The 26961-nt window shown below is 35.7% G+C and carries 15 protein-coding genes, 4 pseudogenes and 1 CRISPR repeat array; of the genes and pseudogenes, 6 read left to right on the top strand and 13 right to left on the bottom strand.

Going from position 1 to position 26961, the window contains the following annotated elements; genetic code table 11:
* Positions 1-83: 83 nt before the first annotated feature.
* Together IGJ50_RS04305 and IGJ50_RS04300 are read left to right on the top strand one after the other, a co-directional pair.
* Positions 84-2339, top strand: coding sequence for an ATP-dependent Clp protease ATP-binding subunit (locus tag IGJ50_RS04305; protein WP_069641018.1), 2256 nt, complete (start codon positions 84-86; stop codon positions 2337-2339).
* Between the two features lie 204 nt (positions 2340-2543).
* The gene (locus IGJ50_RS04300) at positions 2544-2858 is read left to right on the top strand and encodes a DUF1827 family protein (protein WP_069641017.1); all 315 of its coding nucleotides are present in this window, start codon (positions 2544-2546) and stop codon (positions 2856-2858) included.
* Between the two features lie 182 nt (positions 2859-3040).
* Here the strand turns inward: IGJ50_RS04300 and IGJ50_RS04295 are convergent.
* The 4 genes and pseudogenes from IGJ50_RS04295 to IGJ50_RS04280 form a co-directional block, all read right to left on the bottom strand.
* Positions 3041-3931 (bottom strand): annotated as a pseudogene (locus tag IGJ50_RS04295) (IS3 family transposase); the annotation flags it as partial.
* A complete protein-coding gene (locus IGJ50_RS04290) occupies positions 3919-4449 on the bottom strand; it encodes a helix-turn-helix domain-containing protein (protein ID WP_429949051.1) in 531 nt (176 codons plus the stop codon). The gene IGJ50_RS04290 and the pseudogene IGJ50_RS04295, both read right to left, overlap by 13 nt.
* Before the next feature lie 363 nt (positions 4450-4812).
* Positions 4813-6240 (bottom strand): 6-phospho-beta-glucosidase, encoded by a 1428-nt coding sequence (locus IGJ50_RS04285; RefSeq protein ID WP_069641015.1) that lies wholly within the window; start codon positions 6238-6240, stop codon positions 4813-4815.
* A gap of 30 nt (positions 6241-6270) precedes the next feature.
* Entirely contained in the window at positions 6271-8157 is a 1887-nt protein-coding gene (locus IGJ50_RS04280; RefSeq protein ID WP_242550994.1) for a beta-glucoside-specific PTS transporter subunit IIABC, read from the bottom strand.
* Between the two features lie 188 nt (positions 8158-8345).
* On the opposite strand from IGJ50_RS04280, the gene IGJ50_RS04275 reads away from it, so the two are divergent.
* Positions 8346-9041: a GntR family transcriptional regulator gene (locus tag IGJ50_RS04275; RefSeq protein WP_069655535.1), complete on the top strand. Its 696-nt coding sequence runs from the start codon at positions 8346-8348 to the stop codon at positions 9039-9041.
* Between the two features lie 232 nt (positions 9042-9273).
* A pseudogene (locus tag IGJ50_RS04270) lies at positions 9274-10573 on the top strand (ISL3 family transposase).
* A 152-nt stretch (positions 10574-10725) separates the two neighbouring features.
* Here IGJ50_RS04270 and IGJ50_RS04265 read toward each other — a convergent pair.
* The 3 genes from IGJ50_RS04265 to IGJ50_RS04255 all read right to left on the bottom strand — a co-directional run bounded on the left by IGJ50_RS04265 (position 10726) and on the right by IGJ50_RS04255 (position 15362).
* Entirely contained in the window at positions 10726-12303 is a 1578-nt protein-coding gene (locus tag IGJ50_RS04265; RefSeq protein ID WP_111247004.1) for a peptide chain release factor 3, read from the bottom strand.
* Positions 12304-12682: 379 nt separating this feature from the next.
* Entirely contained in the window at positions 12683-14059 is a 1377-nt protein-coding gene (locus IGJ50_RS04260) for a hemolysin family protein (RefSeq protein WP_069641009.1), read from the bottom strand.
* Between the two features lie 166 nt (positions 14060-14225).
* Positions 14226-15362 carry an AI-2E family transporter gene (locus IGJ50_RS04255; protein WP_069641008.1) on the bottom strand — a complete coding sequence of 379 codons (1137 nt, stop codon included), beginning with the start codon at positions 15360-15362 and terminating at the stop codon, positions 14226-14228.
* Positions 15363-15757: 395 nt separating this feature from the next.
* Between IGJ50_RS04255 and IGJ50_RS04250 the strand changes: the two genes are divergently transcribed.
* Positions 15758-16192: a GNAT family N-acetyltransferase gene (locus tag IGJ50_RS04250; protein WP_069641007.1), complete on the top strand. Its 435-nt coding sequence runs from the start codon at positions 15758-15760 to the stop codon at positions 16190-16192.
* A gap of 230 nt (positions 16193-16422) precedes the next feature.
* On the opposite strand, the gene IGJ50_RS04245 is transcribed toward IGJ50_RS04250, so the two are convergent.
* The 6 genes and pseudogenes from IGJ50_RS04245 to recX all read right to left on the bottom strand — a co-directional run bounded on the left by IGJ50_RS04245 (position 16423) and on the right by recX (position 25372).
* Entirely contained in the window at positions 16423-18303 is a 1881-nt protein-coding gene (locus tag IGJ50_RS04245; RefSeq protein ID WP_429950024.1) for a Cna B-type domain-containing protein, read from the bottom strand.
* Positions 18298-18552, bottom strand: a pseudogene (locus IGJ50_RS04240) (Cna B-type domain-containing protein); the annotation flags it as partial. The gene IGJ50_RS04245 and the pseudogene IGJ50_RS04240, both read right to left, overlap by 6 nt.
* A gap of 96 nt (positions 18553-18648) precedes the next feature.
* A pseudogene (locus tag IGJ50_RS04235) lies at positions 18649-19854 on the bottom strand (SpaA isopeptide-forming pilin-related protein); the annotation flags it as partial.
* Between the two features lie 1063 nt (positions 19855-20917).
* Positions 20918-21451 (bottom strand): biofilm phosphatase Bph, encoded by a 534-nt coding sequence (bph, locus tag IGJ50_RS04230; RefSeq protein WP_010773241.1) that lies wholly within the window; start codon positions 21449-21451, stop codon positions 20918-20920.
* A 272-nt stretch (positions 21452-21723) separates the two neighbouring features.
* Positions 21724-23242: direct repeats of the CRISPR family, unit length 33 nt; unit sequence ATTTCAATCCACTAGCTCTAAACAGAGCTAGAC.
* A 164-nt stretch (positions 23243-23406) separates the two neighbouring features.
* Entirely contained in the window at positions 23407-24582 is a 1176-nt protein-coding gene (mutY, locus tag IGJ50_RS04225) for an A/G-specific adenine glycosylase (RefSeq protein ID WP_429949048.1), read from the bottom strand.
* A complete protein-coding gene (gene recX, locus IGJ50_RS04220; protein WP_429949047.1) occupies positions 24572-25372 on the bottom strand; it encodes a recombination regulator RecX in 801 nt (266 codons plus the stop codon). Before recX ends, mutY begins: the two co-directional genes overlap by 11 nt.
* Before the next feature lie 163 nt (positions 25373-25535).
* Between recX and rlmD the strand changes: the two genes are divergently transcribed.
* Positions 25536-26906: a 23S rRNA (uracil(1939)-C(5))-methyltransferase RlmD gene (rlmD, locus tag IGJ50_RS04215; RefSeq protein ID WP_429949045.1), complete on the top strand. Its 1371-nt coding sequence runs from the start codon at positions 25536-25538 to the stop codon at positions 26904-26906.
* The last annotated feature ends 55 nt before the right edge of the window (positions 26907-26961 follow it).

Genomic DNA, 26961 nt, shown 5'->3' with positions numbered 1-26961 from the left:
AAAATGGTCAACAGACTACTTGACTTTATCTAAAGGACTTTGATACAAAATTAGTCTTATTTTGAAAGGACGTGTTTTATCCTATGATTTGTCAAAATTGTCAACAAAATCCAGCAACGATTCATTTATATGCCAATGTTAATGGTCAAAGAAAACAATTGGATTACTGTCAAAGTTGCTATCAAAAACTAAAAGCACAAGCAAATGATAATCAACCAACAATGTCTCAACAAGATCCATTTGGTTTTGGAAGTTTAGATGATTTATATCGCTCTTTATCCCGTCAAATGCAAGAACAACAAGGGAATCCTAATGGTCAAACACCGCCAACTCAATTTGGCGACGGTAATGGCTTTAATGGTGGTCAGCCACCAAGAGGCGGAGCTGGTCAATCAAATGGGCTCTTGGGCGAATATGGTATCAACATCACTGAAGCTGCTAGAAATGGCGATATCGATCCAGTAGTTGGTCGTGATGAAGAAATCAAACGAGTGATTGAAATCTTGAACCGCCGAACTAAAAATAATCCCGTTTTAATCGGTGAACCTGGTGTTGGTAAAACAGCAGTTGTTGAAGGTTTAGCTCAAAAAATCATTGATGGTGATGTACCGCAAAAACTATTGGACAAAGAAGTCATTCGCTTAGATGTGGTTTCACTTGTTCAAGGTACTGGTATTCGTGGACAGTTTGAAGAACGGATGCAAAAGCTGATCGAAGAAATCAAACAAGCAGAAAATATTATTTTATTCATTGATGAAGTTCATGAAATCGTAGGGGCTGGTGCTGCTGGTGACGGTAATATGGATGCTGGCAATATTTTAAAACCAGCACTTGCTCGTGGTGAATTACAGATGGTCGGTGCAACTACTTTGAATGAGTACCGTATCATCGAAAAAGATGCTGCTTTAGAACGTCGGATGCAGCCAGTTCGTGTTGATGAACCAACCGTAGATGAAACGATTGCCATCCTTAAAGGGCTACAAAAACGTTACGAAGATTACCATCATGTAAAATACACAGACGAAGCAATCAAAGCAGCAGCAACTTTATCCAACCGGTACATTCAAGACCGTTTTTTACCGGATAAAGCAATCGACCTATTAGATGAATCAGGTTCTAAAATGAACTTAACGATCCAAATCGTCGATCCCAAAACAATTGAAAAAAAACTAGCAGATGCTGAAAAACAAAAACAACAGGCTTCTGCAGAAGAAGATTTTGAAAAAGCGGCCTACTACCGTGATCAAATCAATAAATTACAAGCTATGAAAGAAAAACAGATCAGTGACGAAGAAACACCAGTGATCGATGAAAAAAATATCGAAGCCATTGTTGAACAAAAAACAGGTATCCCCGTTGGTGATTTGAAAGAAAAAGAACAAACACAATTGAAAAACTTAGCAGTCGACTTAAAAGCTCATGTTGTTGGACAAGACGATGCCGTTGATCGTGTTTCAAAAGCGATTCGCCGTAACCGTGTTGGTCTAGGCAAACAAAACCGACCAATTGGTTCTTTCTTATTTGTGGGACCAACAGGTGTTGGGAAAACCGAATTGGCTAAACAATTAGCTTACGAGTTATTTGGTTCAGAAGATTCGATGATCCGTTTTGATATGAGTGAATACATGGAAAAACACAGTGTCTCTAAATTGATCGGTTCACCCCCTGGTTATGTGGGCTATGATGAAGCAGGACAATTAACTGAAAAAGTCCGTCGTAATCCATACAGCTTGATCTTATTAGATGAAATTGAAAAAGCTCATCCTGATGTATTGCACATGTTCTTACAAATTCTGGATGATGGTCGATTAACAGATGCCCAAGGTAGAACAGTCAGCTTCAAAGATACAATCATTATCATGACAAGTAACGCTGGAACTGGTAATGTCGAAGCCAATGTTGGGTTTGGCGCTGCTCGTGACGGTCTAACAAAATCTGTTTTAGGACAGTTGAATAATTTCTTTACACCTGAATTCTTGAACCGTTTTGATGGGATCATTGAGTTTAAAGCATTGAGTAAAGAAAACTTGATGAACATCGTTAGCCTCATGTTAGATGATGTCAACGACTTACTTGCTCATCAAAAAATTCACATTGATGTCCCAATAGATGTGAAAGAAAAACTTGTAGATTTAGGCTACGATCCTGCAATGGGCGCTCGCCCATTACGTCGCACGATCCAAGAACAAATCGAAGATGGTATCGCCGAATACTTCTTAGACCATCCTGAAGAGCATCAATTGCTGGCTAAACTAGACGATGATGGTAAGATCATTGTGACAGGTGAGATAACATCAGATCCTAGTGATATCAGCACAGAAACTACTGAAACAGAATAAAAAGTGAAGTCAATCAGGCAAACTGATTGACTTTTTTGTGCTTTTTAAGACAAATTTCTTTTTATTTAAGCTAAAAAAATTTATAATTAAGATGAATAAGGATTATATCAAATTTGAAAAAGACTATTTCAGCTTTTTTGAGCTGTGAATATTCTGTTTTTTATTATCAAAGTCAAAAATAAAGAATCGAATGAGGTGAAAAACATGAAACTAGTCAACGTAACTAATAGTTATAAACGGTTAGTCAATAAACAACTAGAAAATACCGATGCATACTTTGTTAAAGTTTATTCAGCGGGTAATACGACCGTCGTTTATACAGAAGCTACCCAACATGCCGAAATATTGATTGTGAACAAAAAACGTGCTGTTCGAAAAACGGAAATCAATGAAATTCTAAAGTATCTATTAAAACGGATTCCTAAGGATAAATATGACCACGATCAAATTTCAATCATTGAGTTAAAAGATGTCATTGAAATTTCGATCCCAATCTCTTCCGCACTTGTGGAGAATTAAACAAAAGGAGGTTGGGACAGGAGTGTTTAATCCCGAGAAATAAGAAGGAATTCACGAAAATTGCTCTTCAAATTTTTGTGAATTTCGGCTTATTTCCGAAGGGATTGCTTCTGCTCCCACCGTTTATACGGATTTTTTGAGTCTGAGATATAATGATGTGCGCCCTAAAAGTTGTACGTAGATTAACCTGTCATTCGACTGGTATGAATTCGGTATTGAACCGGACTCATACCAGTCAATTTTGCTTTTATCCGATGATGATTGTAATAATCAATATAATTTGTAACTGCTCGTTTTAATTCCTCAAAGCTAGAAAAACTACGGCCATAATACATTTCTTGTTTCATTAGACCAAAGAAATTTTCCATTAATGCATTGTCCAAACAATTTCCTTTTCGTGACATACTTTGGTATAACTTTGCTTGCTTCAATTGTCTAACATACTGTTGATTTTGGTAATGCCACCCTTGATCGGAATGGATTGTTGTTCGAAAGTTGGTCTTTTTACTTTCTTTAATGGCTGTTTTTAAAGGAATCAATACGCAATCCAACGTTGGTTTTTGCTGAAATTGATAGGCAATGATTTCTCCATTAAAACCATCAAGAAAAGGACTGAGATAGGCTTTTCTTTTTAGTTTAATTCCTTCGGAATTTCGTTCAGTATAGTGGAATTCTGAAATATCTGTAAAGATTTTTTGTTTTGGAATCGTGCTAAAGAAGCGGCGATTCACCTTGTTTTTAGCCAAGGTTCCCACCAAACCTTTGTAAGATCGATACCTTCTTGAACGACGTGTAAAGCTTATACATACTAAGTTATATTTCTTCATAATTCGTCTGATTTTCTTATGATTGATTTGATAGCCCATATTCACTAAAGCCAACTTGATTCGACGATAGCCATAATTGCGATCATTCTCTTCAAAAATTGTTTGAATCAATTTCTCTATGTGAGTCATTTTTTCTTCGCTCATTATCTTTTTCCAGTAATTGAAAGTAGAACGCGGTAGCTTAATCGCTTGTAATACATGATCTTGACGATACTTTCCAATAAGTTCTATGGCTATTCTGGTTTGAACTCGTCTTTTCGCTTCGCCATAATAGTTTGTTGGAAAGTCCGTAGCTTTTTTAAATACTCGACCTCGATTCGCAAACGTTCATTCTCACGCTCTAATTCCTTTTCACGAGATAGTTTGCTTGTTTCTTGCTGTTTTTTTGTTGGTTTGTTCATCCTTTTTTTGGGTCTCCCTTTTTGATTGGACAGAGCAGTTTGACCACCAGCGATGTATTTCCTTTGCCAACGAGAAATCATCGACCCATTAGGTAGCTTGAATTGTCTTGCTGCTTCACCGAAAGAAGCATCTGTCGTTTCTATAAAGTGTAATACATCTCGCTTAAATTCACTAGTATATTTTGTCAATGAACGGTGTCTTTTGAGCCCTTCTTTCCCAAATAATTGATAGGAGTGTTTCCAATTGTAAATTAAGGCATTTGATGGGAGTCCGTATTTTTTAGCCAAGGCTCGTCCGCCCAGAGGGCCTTCTAGGTACTCTTTCACTAGCTTTAATTTGAATTCTACCTCACAATAACTCATAAAAAATAACCTCCAAAAATTGTATTTTCCACGTACAACTTTTGGGGGTCACATCATTATGTCCCAGACTCCTTTCATTTGCTTTATTCCAAAATCTTTTTTTGTATTTCTACCAAACAATTGATTTATTTTCCCCAAAAACCACAATTCTAATCTGCAACTCTTCAATTAGTTAGTTTTTGTACAAAATAAAAAGTTCTTTTCCACCAAAAATACTTGACAAAGAGCCTTTTTAAATTACCTAGATATGCTTTTTATCCCATCCCAAAAAACACCCTGACTCTCTTTGATACTAAGTCACCAAAACCTAGTACAAAAGGAGATTCAAGGTGTCTCTCTCTCATAATAATGGATTAAAACTACCTATTTTAATCCATTATTTTCGATAACTTGGCGATACCAAGCAAAAGAATCTTTTTTATAGCGCTGCATTGTACCGTTTCCTGCATTATCACGATCTACATAAATCATTCCATAGCGCTTTTTCATTTCTCCAGTTGTAAATGAAACTAAATCAATAATTCCCCAAGGCGTATAACCTAAAAGTTCTACACCATCATAATCAACTGCTTTTTCTAACGCCTCAATATGTTTGCTTAAATACTCAATTCTAGTTTCGTCATGTACTTTTCCGTTTTCCAACTCGTCAATTGCACCAAACCCATTTTCTACGATAAATAGAGGTAGTTGATAACGATCATATAAACGATTCAATGTAAAACGTAGTCCTTCTGGATCAATCGCCCAACCCCAATCAGTTGATTGGATATGCGGGTTTTCAACACCATTAGCAAGGCCACCATTGACGATATTATTGTCGACATCATTTCTAGCATCTGCTTTTACTACTGTCGACATATAGTAGCTAAATCCAACATAATCGACTGTTCCAGCTTTCAAAACGGCTAAATCTTCTAAACGTATGTCTATATTGTATCCTTCCCGTTCAAACTCTTTTAACGCATAGTTTGGATATTTTCCGCGAACATGTACATCAGCAAAGAAAAACCTTTGACGATTCGCTTCTTCAGCTGCCATAATATCGGCTGGATTACATGAATAAGGATAGATAGGTACATGAGAAACCATACAGCCAATTTGAAACGCCGGATTAATTTCTTTCCCGATCATCACAGCTTTAGCACTGGCAACTAGTTCGTTGTGAGCCACTTGATACATCACTTCTTTAGCATTTTCGCCTTCTTCAACCAAAACACCTGAATTCGTCCATAAGAAAATCGGATTATTAACATCCATTTGATTATTGATTTCGTTAAACGTCATCCAGTATTTCACTTTGTCTTGGTACCGTTCAAACACTACTTTGGCAAACTTAGCAAAAAAATCAATCACTTGACGATTGCGAAAACCACCGTATTCACGCGCTAAATGTAAAGGCATTTCAAAGTGAGATAATGTAATGACTGGCTCAATGCCGTTTTTCAGCAATTCATCAAAAACATCATCATAAAATTTCAATCCCGCTTCATTCGGTTTAGCTTCATCACCTTTAGGAAAAATCCGCGTCCACGCAATCGAGGTACGTAAACACTTCAAACCCATTTCTGCAAACAGTGCAATATCTTTCTTATATTCATGATAAAAATCAATCGCAACTTGATTTGGATAAAATTTATCCGCTTCAATTGTTGACGTAATCTCTCTTGCAACGCCATGTTCTCCTGCAGTCATTACATCGATTACGCTTGGGCCTTTACCACCAGCATCCCAACCACCTTCAAATTGATGGGCAGCTAAAGCGCCACCCCATAAAAAATCTTTTTGTACCATTTTCTTATTCCTCCAATTGTTTAATTGTGTTTAGTTAAAGTCTAAAATTATATCGTTTCGATCTACATGAGTCTTTTCTGTAATTAACATGTCTGTTAATTCATTACTATTCGGTACCACAACAATCGTTGTTGCTACATAACCTGCAGCTTGAATTTTTTCACTGTCAAAACTTAACAGTAGCTCTCCGACATGAATTTCTTGATCCTGTTTCACAAAATAGTCAAAGCCTTCACCATGCATATTCACTGTGTCCAACCCAACATGAATCAGTAACTCTACACCTTCCTTAGATGTTAAGCCCACAGCATGTTTTGAATCAAAAACAGCGCTAACCGTTCCCGAAAATGGTGCATAAATTTTGTTATCGCTCGGTTCAATGGCAACTCCATTGCCCATAACACCGCTAGCAAACACTTCATCTGGCACTTGACTCAACGGTACAACGTCCCCTGCTAAGGGTGCTAAAATAGGAGTTTTTGGTCCATCTACTGTCATCATAGGTTCTCCAGTCGCTAGCTCCTGGGTTAATTCTTGATCATCTGCTCTGGTTTCACCAGTGCCAAAAACCTGAGCTAGGACAACTGGTCCTACTAATGCAATTAATGACCCGATTACAATCCCGATAAACGAACTTGGATTATCCTTACTAATCGCATTAACGGTTGTTAAGACACCCGGTAACCCTGCATAAGCATAGTAATACGGATTAAAGAAACTAGCTACAATGGCTCCGATACCACCAGAAATGCAACCGTAAATGAACGGTTTTTTCAAACGTAAAGTGACACCGTAAATAGCTGGCTCAGTAATCCCAAAAATCCCAGTGATAAAAGCTGATAAAGAAACACCTTTCATTTCTTTATTACGTGTTTTTAAGAAAACAGCTAAAGCAGCTCCGACTTGCGCAATCACAGCAATAGTTTGAAATGCTTGGAAAGAGTCCCGACCATACAAATCAAAGTTAGCTAGAACCATCGGCGTAACACCCCAATGAACCCCAAAAATTACAATGACTTGCCAGATACTCCCAATAATTCCAGCTGCTAAAAACGGCACATTTTCCGCTAAGAAGTTATAGCCATTTGCAATCGCTGTTGCTGCACCTGATGAAATCGGTCCGATGATCAAAATAGTTAAAGGTACCATAATGATTAGACAGATCAATGGTACAAACAATGAACGTACTACACTTGGAATTCTTTTTTCAATAAAATGCTCCAAATAAGATAAGAGCCAAACCAAAATCAGTGGCGGTAAAACTGAAGATGTATAAACAGTTTCAGATAAAGGAATGTTAAAAAAAGTAATTGCTTGACCTGAAGCAATCGTACCTGCCATCTCAGCCCAAGTCGGCGAAACTAATGCCGCACAACAGGCAATGGCTATATACATATTTGACTTAAAATGGCGAGAAGCTGTTACTGCAATAAAGATAGGTAGAAAGGTAAATGGAGCCCAAGAGATAAAACTAAATACTTGATACGTACCTGTTTCCGCAAACGTTGGAAATGCCAAATTCACTAAAATCAAAATCCCTTGTAAAATTCCTGCTGCCGCTAAAACATAAATGAACGGGGCAAAAACAGCTGACATTGTCGCAACAAGGCGATTTAAAATGGATCCTTTCGGCGCATCATCACTTGATAGATTTTCCACCTCTCCTAGCTTAATAAACGCATCGTAAACCTCCCCAACATGAGTACCGATTACAATTTGCATTTGACCACCAGACTCAACCGCAGTAATCACACCTGTTAATTGAGATAATTGCTCTTTCATCTCAGGTGTACTCGCTTTCAATACAAGTCGAAGACGCGTGGCACAACGAGCAACACTCACAATATTATCCGCTTTTACGATAGTCAAAATATCACTTGCTAATTTTGAATAATCCCTGACTTTTCCGCTCAACATTAAAAACTCCCTTTTTTTATAAATTATACATTTACATTTAAATTGTATGGGTATAATATAAATGTAACCAAACAATTTGTCAATAACTATTTTTATTTACAAATATTCTTTTACTGATAAACTTAACTAGAAAACCTTTTAAAATTAACTGATCTATTGAAATCAGAAAATCTTTATCGGAGGAACTTATGCTGAAATATCAAGAAGTCGCACAACAAATTGAATCTAAAATCCAAACTGAAAATCTTCCTCAAGGAACAAAATTACCTAGTGTTAGTGAATTAGTCACCGAATATCAGGTTAGCAAAAATACAATTTTACAAACATTAAAAGTGTTGGAATCACGTAGCGTCATTTATCAAGTTCAAGGTAGCGGTATTTTCGTGCGCCGAAGAAAGCGCAAAGGCTATATCACTTTGTTAGAAAATCAAGGATTTTCAGGAGATTTGACTTATTTTGATGTTGTTTCAAAAGTAATTAACGTGACAATTGTCAAAGCAACGGAAGAAGTGGCAAATAATTTGCATTGCACGCTTGATGATGATGTATACCTAGTAAAACGTGTTCAATCGATTCGGGGACAAATATTATGTGTAGAAGAATCTTATTACAAAATGAGTGTTGTCACTTTTTTGAATGAATCGATTGCAGAGGACTCAATATTCCACTATTTAGAAAAAGCCTTAAATATTCATATAGGCTTTTCTGATAAATATTTAAGTGTTCATAAAACAAAGGGGGAAATCTCCCGGTATTTAGAACTACCAGAAGATTCCCCCGTGCTATTAGTAGAAGAAATATATTATACAAATACTGGCGATCCCTTTGATTTCGCCAAAAATTACTATCATTATGAACACTCTCAATTCTTCTTACAAGGCTAAGTGATCAGAATATCTCTCAAAATTTTACGAATTATTCTGCAACAAGATCCTAATTAAAAAAAGGCAAAAAAACTCTTGAATTTTCCTAACATTTAAAACAGCAAAAAAGGGCTCTATACTTTCTGATGTTTGAGAGCTCACCAGCATCTTTTTAATACAAAATAATAGAAAAGACACCCTGATATCCTTTAGAATTAAGTCGTCTAAAACCATTCAAAAAGGAGAAATCAAGATGTCCTATACAAATCTTATCAAAAATACCTTAGATATTCTAGACTTAAATATTACTTTTAATGAAAATTCTTTAAAAAAGGAACGAATCAAAGGACGAATCTGCCACGTATTTTCTGGTACATTGGATTATTTTGCTCACCCCTATCATCATTGTGGTGCCAAAGAAAACGGTTCGATTATTCTTTGGAGCTTTACAACGTGTCTGATTTTACTGAATGATGTCTCTAAGGTTCAAACGTATTCACGCTTATAGAAACAACCTTTCTTCTGCCATTCTTGTGATAGAACGTTTGTTGCTGAAACTAGTCATATCGAAAAGTGTTGCTCGACCTCGAAGAAAGTCAAGCTTTCGATTGCCGAGCGTCTACGAAACACTACGTCTATAAGCGAAATTGCCTGTCAAAAGAAGGTCTCTGTTTCCTCTTTTTATCGCATATTGAAACAGTTTTACGAACCAAAAAAAATCAATCGGCTCACATTGCCAGAAGTTCTTTGTTTTGATGAATTTAAATCAGTGAAACAAGTCGCTGCTTCTATGAGCTTTATCATGATGGACGGGCAAAAAGGCAATTAATTGATGTCATTGAAAATCGGCAGCTTTCTTTTTTAGAACGTTATTTCTCACGATTTCCTTTGGCAGTTCGTGAAGGTGTAAAATACATTGTTTGCGATATGTATACGCCTTATTTTTCTTTAATTAAGAAACTATTTCCAAAGGCTCAGATTATTCTTGACCGCTTCCATATTGTGCAACACATTGGGCGAACGTTCTTAAAACACCGAATTCAACGAATGAATACCTTTCTTCATAAGGGAAATGGAGAGGCAAAAAAATATCGTCATCTAAAGAAATACTGGAAACTGCTTCAAAAGAATCAATCGAAGCTCAATTTTGAAAAACGCCAGTGGCGTCCTTCTTTCCGTGCCTATTTAACAGAAATAGAACTCGTGGATCGGTTACTTGCTTATGATGAAGAATTGAGAGCTGGCTATACCTGTTATCAGAAGTTTCTCTATGCCATACAAACAAGAGATTACGTACAGTTTCATGCGTTATTAGAATAAGATTATTCTAGGCTTCCAGCTTATTATCAAACGACCATTAATACCTTTAAAAAAGTTCAAACGGGCATTAAAAATGCGTTGGATTTGCCTTATTCCAACGGACCGTTAGAATGCTTGAATAACCATATCAAAGTATTAAAGAGAACTACGGCTTCCGTAACTTCTATAATTTTAAATTGAGAATTACTTTATGTTTTGGTTCTGTTCTTTTTCAACCACAGAGAAAAACCTAGAGGAATTTCCCTCTAGGCTTCGTCATTGATTTAATTCTTTGGATTTTCTTCACCAACATTAGTTGACAAAGAATCACTTTTTTTATAACTTCATTTAATAATCAATAGTTTTAGCAACAACTCAAAACCATTGTCATTTCCTATTGGTCACCCTACATCAAACTCTTCAATTCAACATCAGGATACTTATCTGCAAACCAACGCATAGCAAATTGATTTTCAAATAAGAACAGCGGCTGATCAAAGCGATCTCTAGCTAAGATATTCCGACTAGAGCTCATTCGTTCATCAAGATCGGCTGGATCGATCCATCGAGCTATTTTTGAACCCATTGGAGTCATGATCACTTCAGCATTATATTCATTCAGCATACGATGTTGGAACACTTCAAATTGTAATTGCCCAACGGCCCCAATGATATACTCTTCCGTTAAATACGTTTTATATAACTGGATCGCACCTTCTTGAACCAACTGATAAATGCCTTTATGGAATGATTTTTGTTTCATCACATTTTTGGCACTGACTTTCATAAACAACTCTGGTGTAAATGAGGGTAATTCTTCGTACTGAACTTTTAATTTCCCTTCAAATAACGTGTCTCCAATTTGATAATTCCCTGTATCATAGATCCCGATAATATCACCAGCTACAGCTTCTTCGACATTTTCTCTAGCATCAGCCATAAATTGTGTTACATTACTTAACTTGATTTTTTTACCGGTTCTTCCAAGTGTAACGTCCATGCCACGCTCAAAGGTTCCTGAACAGATACGAACAAAAGCAATACGATCTCGGTGAGCTGGATTCATATTTGCTTGGATTTTAAACACAAAGCCTGAAAATTCTTCTTCATAAGGGCTGACTTCTTGCCCTTCTTCTGTCTTATGTCCATATGGTGATGGTGCAAATTGCAAGAAAGTTTCCAACATTGTTTGGACTCCAAAGTTAGTTAATGCTGAACCAAAGAAGACTGGTGTTTGATCACCGCGAGCAATTTTCTCCGTATCAAACTCGTCACCTGCTTCAACTAACAATTCAACTTCTTCTAATACTTGTTGGTAAACACTATCCTTATGCAATGGCAAATCACTTGGAATGTCACCATCCACTAATGGAATGAAACGTTCGCCATTATTGGTTTCGGGACGGTAAACTTCTACACGCTTATTGTAGATATCATATAATCCTTCCAACCCTTTTCCCATACCAATCGGCCAATTCATTGGATATGATTCAATATCTAGCAACTCTTCTAATTCTTCAAGTAACTCTAACGGTTCTCGACCATCTCTATCTAATTTATTGATAAACGTAAAAATTGGAATCCCACGTTTCTTTACAACTTGAAATAATTTTTTGGTTTGGGCTTCGATCCCTTTGGCACTATCGATTACCATAACAGCGCTATCCACAGCCATCAAAGTCCGGTACGTGTCTTCTGAAAAATCCTCGTGTCCAGGTGTGTCCAAGATATTTACGCGTTTCCCATCATAGTCAAATTGCATCACTGAACTGGTTACAGAAATTCCTCTTTGTTTTTCGATTTCCATCCAGTCAGATTTCGCAAAATTTCCTGTTTTCTTTCCTTTTACAGTTCCAGCTTGGCGGATTGCGCCTCCAAATAGTAAAAGCTGTTCTGTAATCGTTGTTTTACCAGCATCCGGATGGGAAATAATGGCAAACGTGCGGCGGCTATCTACTTGTTCTTTTAAATGCGGATTATTCATTCGTTGCTCCAATCTATCATTTTTTCTTGAAAAGACTTCATTTATTTATCTTGGTTTATTTAAAGGCTATTTACATTGGAAAATTCTCCCTGCTCTTTATTCTTCAACTAATGTAGTATATCATGGAATTACCCTAGTTTTCAAAGTCTTTAACTAAGTTTCTAAAAAAATTGCAGAGACTAAATGAACACGCAACGAATTTAAGTCTCACTCCTAACTAGATGTAATAAAGCCTTAATATTCGCTTTTGATTATTTATCCGTTCATAAAATCATTGAAACGTTCTCTTACGTTGATTTTTCCTATATAACAGTTTACAGTGAGTTAAATAAAAGAAGGAACATGAGTAGCTTTCACTACTTCTGTTCCTTCTTTTGGTTTATCTTCTTGGCTCGTCATCTTCCATTTCTTTACGGAAAAAACGACGGTATTCTTCAGGTTCTTCATCAACGATTTCTTCGTCATGGAAAACAACTTTTAATGCTAAAACTCTCGTTCCTTCCATTTCTTCAGAAGTCAGTGTAATGTTGCCAACATCAAATGACAATTTCTCCCCTTCATCAGGAATCGTACCTAAAGCGGTTATCAGATAACCTGCCATTGTATCGACATCACTCATGTGCAAATCTGTGCCAAATGCTTCGTTGAATTCATCAATCAGCATTCTACCTTGAACTAAATACTCATGCTCACTGAGCTTATCATACAAGTTCTCTACTTCATCCGTCTCATCATCGATTTCTCCAACAATTTCTTCTAATAAATCTTCTAACGTAGCCAAACCAACGACACCACCATATTCATCCAATAGGATCGCCATCTGATTTTGAGTTCGTTTTAGTTCATATAATAAATCATCAATAAAAATCGTTTCTGGGACAAATAATGGTTCTTGGATAATATTTTTTAATTCAATTTTGTCAAAGCCTAATTTATGGGCTGCTTTTAATAAATTTTTAGTATGAAGAACACCGATAATTTTATCTTTGTCTTCGTTATAAACTGGGATTCTCGAATAGTTTTCGGATAAAATAGCATTAATATTCTCTTGAATATCATCTTCAATATTGATCATAAAAGCATCGGTTCGTGGAACCATAACTTCACGAGCAACTTTCGTATCTAATGAGAAGACACCTTGAAGCATTTCTAATTCATCATTATCTAAAACACCTTCTGATTCCAACATATAACGCATTTCGTCACGTGTCATTTTTGAATCAGCATCATCAAATGTCATTGGTGTAATTTTTGAAAGTAAGTCTGTTGAAGCAGATAACAACCACACAAATGGTCGAGCAATTACGCCTAATACTCGCACGAATCCAGAAGTTGCTTGCGCTACTTCTTCTGATTTGTTCATGGCGATTCGTTTTGGATATAATTCACCAAAAACAATGGAAACATAGGTCAACATAGCTAAAATAATAATATTTGCTATGCTTTTTGCAGCAGCTCCGCCACCAAGAACAGGTGCCAATCTTGCTGATAAAGTATCAGCTAAAGATGCTCCAGACAAGATATTAACTAACGTGATACCGACTTGAATCGTTGATAAAAAGCTCGTAGGATCTTGTAGAATCTTTAATAACTTCTTCGCTTTCGCGTCTCCTTCTTCTGCTTTTTGTTCGATACGATTCTTGTTGACTGAAACTACTGCTATCTCCGCTGCAGCAAGAAACGCATTGATCAATGTTAAAACGATCAATAATAAAATTTGCGCGATAAGCGACTGACTCTCGGGGTCAGCATTCATAATGTGCACTCTCTCCTCTTAAAATTATTCGAAAAACGTTGTATTTCGTTTTCCAATTTCATTTAGTAATAAACTGTTTACTAATCCATTTGATAAAAAACGTGACCACTATAAGTAGTCACGCTAAAATCGTATCACAAACATCGATTAATTTCAATAATCGATGTCATTTTTCTTTCATTGTTATCTCATTTCCTTCACCAGACAATACAATTTTTTCACTTCTGCTTTCCCGAATCATTCCCATTACATGAATCACTACGGTTTTTACAATCGCATAAAATGGAACGCCTAAGAAAATGCCCAATAGTCCTGCGATGTTTCCAGCAACTAGTAAAACAATGATGATCGTTAATGGATGGATCTGTAAAGATTTTCCAATTACATTCGGATAAATGATATTGCCATCGATTTGTTGGACAATTAAAACAACAACACAACAAAATACGGCTTTGATCGGTTCATCAAAAACAGTTACAAAAACAGCTGGCGCCAGTCCTAGATAAGGACCAAGATACGGGATCAGATTGGTGAACCCTGCAATTACACCGAATAAAAAGGCATAACGAACGCCAATCAAAGAATAACCAATTGCAGTAAAAGTACCGACAAATAAACATTCAATCGCTTGCCCGCTAATATAATTTGCCAATGTTTTGTTGATTTTGTTTAACAAATCAGCGATGCTTTCTTGGCGTTTTTCAGGTAAAAAACGCTCGATCGATGGTACTAATCGGTCCCCATCTTTTAACATATAAAATAAAATAAACGGTGCTGTGAAAATAACGATTGTCGTCGAAGCCACTGTGGACACAACTGAACCTAAGCTATTTGATAAGCCACTTAAAAACTGTTGAATAATCGTTCCATATGATATATCCAATTTCTCTATATAACTTGTTAAATCAACCTCTTTAAATAATGGTAGCTCAGCCATTCGGTAGACCCAAGCTTCTACATTACTGAAAACAGTCGGCATACTTGAAGCTAAACTAGCAAGCTGAGAAGCTAACTTAGGAATCACACTGACTAGTATCAACACAATAGCTACTACTAATATCAATAAAACAAGAAGAACTGCAAAAATTCTTTTCATTTTCGTTTTCATTAGTAAATTGACAATTGGATTTAAGATATAATACAAAAATCCTGCTACTAATACTGGTGCAAATAAGGTTGAGAAAAATGTTCCGATTGGTGCAAATACAAAATTGATTTTACTTGAGACAAAAATCAACGTTGCAATTACTAGTAATTCTGCTGACCAAAAAAATAATTTTGACTGTCTTAATTTTTCAAACAAAGAAGATCCTCCCTTAACATTAAAAATTGTGCTTTTTTATTTTATTCATGAAATAATAATTGCTTCTTAATAGATTTTAGCATAACCTCTCCTAAATAACATAGCAATACTTCTTTGTACCTATTTTTATTTAAAGTATTGAATCAAATTTACAGAAGATTATTTTTATGCTCTTCAAAATAATATTTGGCTTTTTCTAAGTTCCCTTTACCGATTACGTCTTTGATTTTTTATACGATTTCATCTGTAATCCTTGTAAACATGACCTTTCGAATTTTTTATTTATACTGCAAACTGCTTACGCCATAAAAAAAATAACCTTTCATTTTTAGTAATGTTCTACTGTCTGCTTATTTGATGTATAATAAATAAAATAATTATAATTGAGGTGCTATATGAAAATCGTCCACACTAGAGATACTATGAGTACTATCTATTTAGATGCAGTGAAAATTCGCCGTCACGTTTTTATGTTGGAGCAAGGCGTTCCTGGTGAGATTGAACTCGATAAATATGAAGCAGCTTGTATTCATTTTGTTTTATATGATGATGATAATGAAGCAATTGCAACTTGCCGTTTATTACCCCTTGAACAGAATCTTATAAAATTACAACGAATGGCTGTCAAAAAAGGCTACAGAGGGAAAGATTACGGGCGGTTGATCGTAAAAAATGCTGAGCAGTTCTCTAAAGAACAAGGATATAATACTATGACTTTAGGCGCTCAAATAACTGCGCTTGGTTTTTACGAACGTATGGGTTATGTCAAAGAAGGGGACATGTTCCTAGATGCGAATATCGAGCATTATCAAATGACTAAATCTTTGTAATTATGAAAAATCTTGGGGTCGATACATCCTTCAGGTATATTTTCAATTCATTGACAAAGGGTAAACTCAATATTTTTCTAACTGAAATTAATACCTATATAGGAAATAACTTAGATTTTTGTATACCTTTTAAATATAAGAAAATCCAGATGCCAATCGAATTGACTGGTATCTGGATTTTCTTTTAGAACGTATGCCCCACGTCAATTGAGTAACTAGACTATCTCATTTTAGCGGCGTTTGTTCCGTAAATATAACCCACTAGCCAACATCAGCACTACAATTCCAAAAAGTATTGACCCTATCGTCGTGACTTCTCCTAATGAAGGTATTATTGTGCCAATCTTCTTCGTCGGTTTAGTTGGTATTTCTTTCTCTGGCGAATCTGGGGTAGGAGGATCTGATTGATACGTATTAGTCAAAAGGATTCCATGCTTGGTCGCATCATTCATTGTCGCAGTATACCCTTCAGGAATATCCACTTCTTTGATTGTGTAGTCAATTTCTTTTCCTGCTACTTTTTCATCTAATTCCGTCCAAGAATACTGCCAGTTATTTGCGGAAGAAAGTGTTACAATTTCTCCGTGTTTTTCTCCATTCGCATATAGCTGAACGCTAATTTTTTCTGGTCTTTTTTTCGCTTGATCATCAGCATCGTCCCAAGCTTTATTTACTGTTACACTTGTTTTCCCAGGAGTATAACGGTTTATTAAATCGATGCCGACAATTTCAGTTGAATACTCAGGCACTTGATTTTCCATTACCGTATAAATAATTTCTTTTCCATTATTATACTTAGGTAAGTTCGTAAACGTGTATTGCCAATTGTTTGCCGCGGTTACGTCTTGCTCATTTACTGGCACCCCATTTGCCAATAAGAGAACTGTAATGGACTCTGGACGTTTACCGTCTTGGTTATCTTTATCTTCCCATGTTTTTGTACCTGTCAGCTCAATTGTTTCGGGTACGTGAGAGTTTGTAATGATGACATTGCCAAGATCTTCACTGTCGATTGTTATTCCATACTCTTCATCTATTGAAGTTTCTTTTACAGAATAAATAATATCTTGTCCATTGGCTTTTTCATCTAATTCTGTCCATGTGTGTTGCCATAAATTTTTGTCGCTCAAGCTAACAGGCTCTCCCTGTTTCTTCTCATTGGCATACAATTGAACCGTAATATTTTCTGGTCGTTTGCCATCTTGATTGTCAGCATCATTCCACGCTTTCGTCACAGTTACACTAGTTTGGCCCGGTGTATAATGATTGATCAAATTGGTGCCGTCGATTTCTACAGAATATTCTGGTACATGATTCTCTGTCACAGTATACTGTATTTCTTTCCCCTCTTTATATTTAGGGAGGTCTGAAAAAGCATATTCCCAATTGTCCGCTTCTGTCACCACTTTTTCGGCTACCTTTTCTCCATCAGCCAGTAAGTTTACCGTTACTTCCTTAGGACGAATGCCATCTTGATTATTTTTATCCTCCCAGGTCTTTGTTCCGGTGATCACTATTTTTTCTGGTACATGCGTATTTTTTATGATGATATTTCCTATGTCGCTTGTATCCACCGCCATATCATAGCCATCAATCACATCTAATTCTTTCACAGAATAAATGATTTCTTTTCCATTTGCTTTTTCATCTAGCTCTGCCCAAGTATGTTGCCATTGATTTGCAGTATTCAATTGAACAGGAGCTCCGAGTGCTTTTCCATCAGCATAAAGTTGAACCATGATGCCATTCGGCCGTTTACCATCTTGGTTATTTGCATCATCCCATGCTTTTGTTACTGTTACACTAGTTTGTCCTGGAGTATAACTATTTTTTATCGAAGTCCCATTGATCTCTGTGGAATAATCTGGCACATGGTCTTCTGTCACTGTATAGTGAATCAATTTACCCTCTTTATATTTTGGTAAGTTTGTAAATTCGTAGTTCCATTTATTATCTGCAGTTACTGTTTTTTGATCAATTTCTATGCCATCCGCTAATAGATTTACGATTATTTTTTCCGGTCGTTTGCCATCTTGATTATTTTTGTCATCCCACGTTTTTGTGCCTGAAACCTTTGTCGTCTCAGGTGTATGTGTATTTGTTAAAACGATTGTACCCTCTTTATCTACCTTTGTAGTTGTTTGGTATCCTGAAACATTAGATATTTCTTTAACCGTATAAGAAACTAATTGTCCATTAGCTTTTTCATCCAAGTCAACCCATTCATACTTCCACTGATTAGAGTCATTTAATATAACAGGATCACCAACAGCTATATTATTACCATACAATTGAACAGTGATACTTTGTGGTCTTTTACCATCCTGATTATTTTGGTCGTCCCAGACTTTGTTTACCGAAACAGCTGTTTTTGTCATTTCTGGTTCGTTTTTAAATGCTCCAATATTTTTGTAAGTAATGGATTGGTTTGGTTCCATTAAATCTTTTGATTCAATGGTAAAATATAAGTTATCTTTTGATTGTTCATATCCTGACGGAGCCTGTATTTCACTAAAATAATAATCACCGGTTGTTAAATTGTCTACTTTGACTTTACCATCTGTACCAGAGGTGATGTTACTTTTTACCTTAGTATAATTCCCAGTGATATTTTTTTTATACAAATCAAAAACTGCTGACCCCAATCCCTGATTAGTGGTTCCATCAACTTTTTGAAATTCAACTCCTGCTGTTTTCCCGGTAATGGTCCCCTCAGCCACGTTGTACATTTGAGACTCAGATAATTTCCAAACTTTTTCAGAATTATCATTATATACAATGGTAATAGTCGCATCATTTGTAAATTCTGTGTCTTCCAATACTTCATTCAATGGTGTCGTATAATATTCTAATTTATATTGTTTAAATTCAGAATTGTTGTCTTGTGCAAGTTTTTCATATTTTTGAACAGTTGGTAAAATATCTGTTTTAAATCCAGAATAATATGTATTCAGTGGATCACGCATCAATCCCATTTTTTCTTGACTTACACCACCATATTCCCACGGTAGAGAGGTGAAAAATCCTCCTTCAAAAGCATACGAACCAGCCCACCCTGGTGAAATGTCTCCGAAAGAAACCATTTTTTGATCGTAGGGTGTATCTTCAATATAAATATGTTTAATTTCATCAAAAGAGCTTGCTTTGCCTAATAGCGTATTTCTTCCCAAACCAATATTCCAATTGAACACTGTACTGGTCTCATTCGGACTTTCTGGCAAATTCGCTAAAATAGCATCCCCTTCTTTTTTGTTCCAGTTTGTATCTCCCGCTCCTACACCAGAGCCACCACCAGGAGTTCCTTCATCCGGTTTAGGTACATGGACCACTATTTCTTTGTCCGGTAAAACAATTGTATTATCTCCATCTGTTTGGATGTATTTCTCATTTAATACATAACTCAAATTAAATGTTCCAGAAACTTCTGAATGCGTTTCAACATAATTCGTAGTAAACTGCATCTTGATATAATATCCAGCATCTTCGTTCCCTAAAATAGTGACGCGAGCCACTTCATTTCCATCCTTATACAAATTAAATTTAAAATTTTGTACAATTTTAAATTCTTTTGGAATAGAAAATTCTAAAATATCTCCATTTTTATACGTATTATCCGGAATACGCCACTCGTAATCTAAGTTATAAATTTCATTTATTTCCATAGTACCATTATTTCCAATAATGGTACTTGAACTATCGGTGATTTGCGTATTTATCACATACTTGTCTCCGTTGTATTCACTCTTAGCAAAAATTGCTGATGTATTAAAGAAATAACACGTAACGGATAATAAGATTGATAGTAAGCTTATTGTAGAAAGTACATATTTTTTTTTGCTCATTTTGTTAATCCTCCTCTTTCCTACTATAGTTTTTCGCTAGAATAATTGTGGAAAAGTTAATTTACTCATTTAGTTTTTTATAACAATATTCTAAAATGATACTTGACAACAATTGTTATTAAAATTCTCAACACTTCAGAGTAAACAAACTTAATGTTTTTTTAAATTAACTAAATATATTTATAATATTAATATGATACATTCTTTTAATTTTTTCATTCCAAAGATTACAAAATGGAGCCGTATTTTATAGAAGATTTGTCTGTTAGGTTAAGAAGAAATTATAAGACTTATGTAATTGAAAATAGATATTTTACGAACAAATTAAGAAAACGACTGAGAATGTCCTTATAACATATCTCTTCAAGTCGATTTTTCAGAACTAAATATCCTTTTTAAAGCAGTTTATCAAATGATCACTATAGCTTATTAAACTGATTTCTCATCCTGAATTTTTAATTGATTTCAAAAAAAAACTGCTAAATTCATTTTTACTTGAATTTAGCAAGAAGTGCTCTTTGATTGAAATATTAGGTTGCATATACATAGATAAAATCGTCTTTAGTATCATTTTTTGAAAAAAAAGATATCTTGATAGTGAAAAGTAAAAGAGCACTAATCTGAAAAAATCTGAATAAGCTCATTTAGAATGATCGCCCTACTTTTTCGAACTGATAGCTAACGTTTTAAAGAAGAAAAACGTGGTTCATCATATAATTTTAACTAAAAAAACATGCTTGTTTATTTTTGTAGTTCCTTTTATTTTAACAAGAGGTTCTATTTTTGTATAAGAAAAATCCAGATGATAATCAATTTGACTAACATCTGGATTTATCTAGGACTTACGTCCCAAGCTCTTTTTTGACTTCACATCTCACAATGGCTATTTCTTTGATAGCTCTTGGTAACGCTGATACCAGATATCTACATAGGCTTCAGAGAATGGGCCTTTTTCGTTATTAATCCAATCTACTAACGTCTTAACATTTTCTTTTAGAATAAAATCAATATCTTCTGGATAATCCATAATTTTACTGTGAAATTCGTATTCGTCCACATCCAATAACCGTTTTTCACCATCAGGAAAAACTTTGATATCCAGATCATAATCAATGTACTTCAATGCTTCATCATCTAAAAGATACGGTGACGCCAGATTGCAGTAATAAGAAACCCCCTTTTCTCTAATCATCGCTATTATGTTGAACCAGTATTTTTTATGGAAATAAACTATAGCTGGTTCACGAGTAACCCAACGACGCCCGTCAGACTCTGTTACCAATGTATGATCGTTGACACCGATTAAAGAATACTCGCTCGTTTTTAATACCATAGTATCTCGCCATGTTCGATGCAAATGCCCATCGTGTTTGTAACTTTGAATTGTTACAAATTCACCTTCTTTTGGAATTGCCATAGTCCCCCAACTTTCCCTAGTACGAAAAATCGCTTCTAAAAGCTACTAATTTCTCGTTTGGGTGTTCATTACACCGATATCAACATAATTATATCATAATTTTCAACTTTGCATACTAAGTAGTTTGGTTTCTTACAGTAATGAGAACTATCTTTTAAAATAAATCGTTCGATTTTAGTTTTTGGAGGCTGACATTGGAATAGATTTTAAGAAGGTCTAGCTCTAAACAGAGCTAGACAGTGTAAAACGTTTGTAGGTCGTTGGGTTTTTCAATTTCAATCCACTAGCTCTAAACAGAGCTAGACATCAATCAAGTGTATAAATCTTTTGTTGCTGATATTTCAATCCACTAGCTCTAAACAGAGCTAGACTGCAAATAACAATAAACAAGAATTTGATTCTTTAAATTTCAATCCACTAGCTCTAAACAGAGCTAGACTATTCGCACCGATTCCTTGTTCTAATCCTTGAGATTTCAATCCACTAGCTCTAAACAGAGCTAGACATAGTAGCTCTTTTTGATTATTGGCTAAATACTCATTTCAATCCACTAGCTCTAAACAGAGCTAGACCAAACATAGTTGTCTTAACTTTCTCCAAGAAGAAATTTCAATCCACTAGCTCTAAACAGAGCTAGACTCTTCACGAACTTCATCACGTAAGAAAGTTCCGATTTCAATCCACTAGCTCTAAACAGAGCTAGAAATATCGTTAGGTTTTGGGAGACTTTTGAAAGAGACTTATTTCAATCCACTAGCTCTAAACAGAGCTAGACCCAAGTCAACCACCACAACAAGACAATACGATAATATTTCAATCCACTAGCTCTAAACAGAGCTAGACCTTCTTGCGGATTTGCGGAAATCGCAATTCCGTTATATTTCAATCCACTAGCTCTAAACAGAGCTAGACGGATAAATTCATTAAATAATAAAAATTGATCATTTATTTCAATCCACTAGCTCTAAACAGAGCTAGACAACGATATTTTAAAAACTACTACTAAAAAATATGTATTTCAATCCACTAGCTCTAAACAGAGCTAGACTCTAAAATGTGCTTATCCTGATAATTACGAAATGATTTCAATCCACTAGCTCTAAACAGAGCTAGACTGGAAAAATTCTTATTTCATTTTCATGACCATAAATTATTTCAATCCACTAGCTCTAAACAGAGCTAGACTAAATGGAGACGGCGGGAGTAAAAAGAAGGGTATATTTCAATCCACTAGCTCTAAACAGAGCTAGACCTTTGGCCGTGATAAAGATAATAATATTGTCTTAATTTCAATCCACTAGCTCTAAACAGAGCTAGACAAGTTGACGGAGCGGCAAGTAAAGTTACTATTCCAATTTCAATCCACTAGCTCTAAACAGAGCTAGACACTTCCTTTAAACTTTTTTGATTTAGGTGATACTATTTCAATCCACTAGCTCTAAACAGAGCTAGACTTAAGCCAGTTGTAACCGTGCTTGCTTTACCGTGATTTCAATCCACTAGCTCTAAACAGAGCTAGACCGTCAATGTTTGCAGGCAAAGTGCCCGAGGGCAGCATTTCAATCCACTAGCTCTAAACAGAGCTAGACTATATGATCGTGAAACTGCAAACGTGCGTATCTCTATTTCAATCCACTAGCTCTAAACAGAGCTAGACTAATGGGGTATGAACTATCGACTATATCGAACAAGATTTCAATCCACTAGCTCTAAACAGAGCTAGACCCCGATAAATTTGACTACTTACGCCAGTCACTCATTTCAATCCACTAGCTCTAAACAGAGCTAGACCGTGAAAATAGTGGAAATACATGACATATTTCCACTATTCCATCACTAAACACAGTATAACATTAAATTAAAATGAGAAAAAGTCTATTTCTTAACTAAAATCAGTAAAATTTTGGTGCGGTTCCCCTAGAGATTTTATGTCCACTTGGGGTTCGCACCAAAAATTATTCTGTAGTTCCAAATTCTTCTTTATATAGTTCTACCATTTTTTGTTGTGGTTTTGGAAAAACATAATTTGAAAATTCGTCTTTTGTTGCCCAAGCTTGATTTTCATCAGTAATAGTTTCTCCTATTTTTCGTCCATAGAAAACTAAAATATGCCATTTTAAATGGCTGAAAATATGTGTTACTTCTCCTAATACTCGTTTTTGCCAAACTACATGAGAGTATTGGTCAAAAATTTCTGGATTTTCTTCCGCAACTAACAGTGATTCCTCAAAATCAAGTGATAATTGCTTTTCTTCTTTCACACCAGTTTTTTGCAGAAATTCAAAACGTTCTTTGCTGACTTCTTCTATCGGAAATAGCCACATATTTGCTAACAGCCCTTTGGCATTACGTTGCTGTAATAAAAATTCCTGCTGTTTATTTTCAATGATGCCACCGATATAGTAAACATCTTTAGGTTTTAACTTTTTAGATTTGACTGGATAATTCGTCATTGTATTGTTTTTATAACTTAAACAATATGATTGAATCGGACACTGTTCACATTTTGGAGATGTTGGTGTACAAATCGAAGACCCAAGATCCATCATCGCTTGATTAAAGTCTCCAGGACGATGTTGATCGATGATTTTATACATTGCTGTTTCAAAAACCTTACGACTACTAGGCTTGGCAATGTCATCACTGATTTCAAACAAACGGCTGACAACTCGCATCACATTACCATCAATCGCAGGTTCAGGAATATGAAAAGCGATGCTTCCGATTGCACCTGCCGTGTATGGACCAATCCCTTTTAATTGACGAATTTCTTCAATTGTTTCTGGCATCTGACCATCAAATTCTGTCATGATCTGCTGCGCGGCAACTTTTAAATTTCTTGCTCTGGAATAATAGCCTAAACCTTCCCACGCTTTTAATAACTTATCATCTGGCGCTTCAGCCAAATCCTTGATTGTCGGAAACCACTCCATAAAACGATAGTAATAATCGATCACCGTATCAACACGAGTTTGTTGTAGCATGATTTCTGAAATCCAGATACGGTAGGGATCTAGATTAACACGCCAGGGTAAATTTCGTTTCTCTTTTTCATACCAAGCAAGAAACTCTTCTTGAAAAGCTTGAAGCTGTGCTTCACTCCAAGTCTCCCAATATTTTTCATTCTTCATCCTCTAATTCCTTTTCGTCGAAATATTGCTGAATCAAATCTGAGTCAAATCGTTTTTGGAATAGTCCTTGTTTGACTTTCATCAAGCGTTTATAAGGATCTAGCTTACGGTGTTTCTCCCATAGCTTATCACCCTCTTTTTTGATCACATCTAATTCTTGTTCTTCATCTTTTTCAAACGATAACTCATCAAGAGCTAAATCGATCACTTCTCTATTAAAGCCTTTTTGCATCAAGTGCATTTGAACTTTTTGGACAGCCTCTTTGAAACTTTTCGTCCGATACCGTCTCATCGCTTTTTCAGCCGTTGCTTTTGCTACTTCTACTTGATCATCCATTGTATAAAAAGTTAACCCATGTTGAATGTCTTCATCATTCAAGCCTTTTCGTTTTAGTTGTTGTTCGATCATCTTGGGCCCTTTATCACTTGTCCGCATCAGTGTTCGAACATAGCTTTCACTAAAAATTTTATCATCCAAAAGGTTCATTTCTTTTAAGCGGATCACGATTGTTTTGCGATCTTCGGGTAGAATTTCTTTTTCTTTCAAATAATCTAAAATTTCTTTTTTTGAACGTAATTGATAGCTTAGATAATTCAATGACATCTGTAAGCCAACATCATATGAACCCGATTTTTTAATTTGCTCGATTTCAGCTGTCGTTACTTCTTGTCCTTTTAACAAGCGTTGGCGAACTAACGTATCCTCAGACACACGCAGTTTTTCTCCTGAAGAGAGCCAGATAAGATAAAACTGTCCTTTGTCTTTAGTGATTTTTGTGATTGTTTCCATCTCTCTCCGCCTTTCTAGTGAGAACATATATTCTACTATAACATATATTTAGCAGAAGCTAAACCAACCAAATTGTGCTAAAATAAGAAATGACAAAACAGTGGGACAACATTTGAACAAGTCCCAGCATATTTATAAATCTACGGATCAAAAGGATGGAATTATGACCACACAACAATTAAAAGAAGGACAAACGATTCCTTTAAAAATAAAACGCCTAGGGATCAATGGTGAAGGCATCGGTTATTATAAAAAAACGATTGTTTTTGTGCCTGGTGCTTTACCAAAAGAAGATATTTCAGTCGAAATCACAAAAGTTTCCCCTCGTTTTCTGGAAGGTCAATTGAAAAAAATTGTCAAAGCAGCACCAGAACGAGTTATTCCACCATGCCCAGTTTATGAAGCATGTGGCGGCTGTCAACTGCAGCATCTTGCTTATCCTGCTCAGCTACTCTTTAAAAAAGACTTATTAAAGCAATCGTTAAATAAATTCAGACCAAGAAACTTCGAAAACTATTCATTACTTAAAACAATTGGGATGAAAAATCCTTGGAATTATCGGAATAAGGCCCAATTTCAATTACGTAAAATCGATGACGAGGTTGAAGCAGGTCTATATCAAGCGGACTCTCATCGTTTAGTGCCGATTGATGATTGCCTTGTTCAACAACCAGCCACAACAAAAGTCATGAATGCTTTAGTTGAACTGCTAAACAAATATCAGCTACCTATTTACAACGAACGAAAAAATAGTGGGATCTTTCGAACACTAATGGTTCGTGTTGGCGTAAAAACAAATGAAGTCCAAGTTGTTTTTATTACCCAATCTGTAAAATTTCCGCAAAAAAAAGCCTTAGTTGACGAAATCACACAACAATTACCTGAAGTGGTTTCCATCATGCAAAACGTTCAAAACAAACGAACCTCCATCGTTATGGGGGATGAAACGATCCATGTATGGGGCAAAGAAAGCATTGAAGAGCAAATCAATGAAGTCACCTTCGATTTGTCGCCTAGAGCCTTCTTTCAGCTGAATCCAGAACAAACAGAAGTTTTATATAGCGAAGCTTTAAAGGCCTTAGATATACAACCAAATGAAACTGTCGTTGATGCTTATTGTGGTGTTGGTACAATTGGTTTAAGTATTGCCAAACAAGCGAAAGAAGTTCGTGGCATGGACATCATCCCTGCTGCAATCGAGGATGCTAAAAATAATGCGGAACGCTTAGGTGTAAGTAATACGCATTACGAAGTAGGAACGGCAGAAGAACTGTTGCCTAAATGGCTTCAAAGCGGTTTTAAACCCGATGCTATCATTGTTGATCCTCCTAGAACCGGATTGGATCAAAAACTACTGAAAGCAATCTTAAAACAGCCACCGAAAAAGATGGTGTACATCTCTTGCAATGTATCAACATTGGCAAAAGATTTAGTTGATTTAGCGAAAGTATTTGATGTTCAATACTTACAATCAGTCGATATGTTTCCCCAAACTGCGCGATGTGAAGTCGTCGTGAAATTGACCAAAAGATGATACTAAAGCAAAAGAATCCAGCAGCTAGTTTCCATCCTAGTTACTGGGTTCTTTT

It is taken from the genome of Enterococcus sp. AZ101 (assembly GCF_050499005.1).
In the GTDB taxonomy this organism is placed as follows: Bacteria; Bacillota; Bacilli; order Lactobacillales; family Enterococcaceae; genus Enterococcus_L; species Enterococcus_L ureilyticus.
The sequence above is the reverse complement of the archived record's forward strand: the minus strand, read 5'-3'. Positions and strand labels throughout refer to the sequence as shown.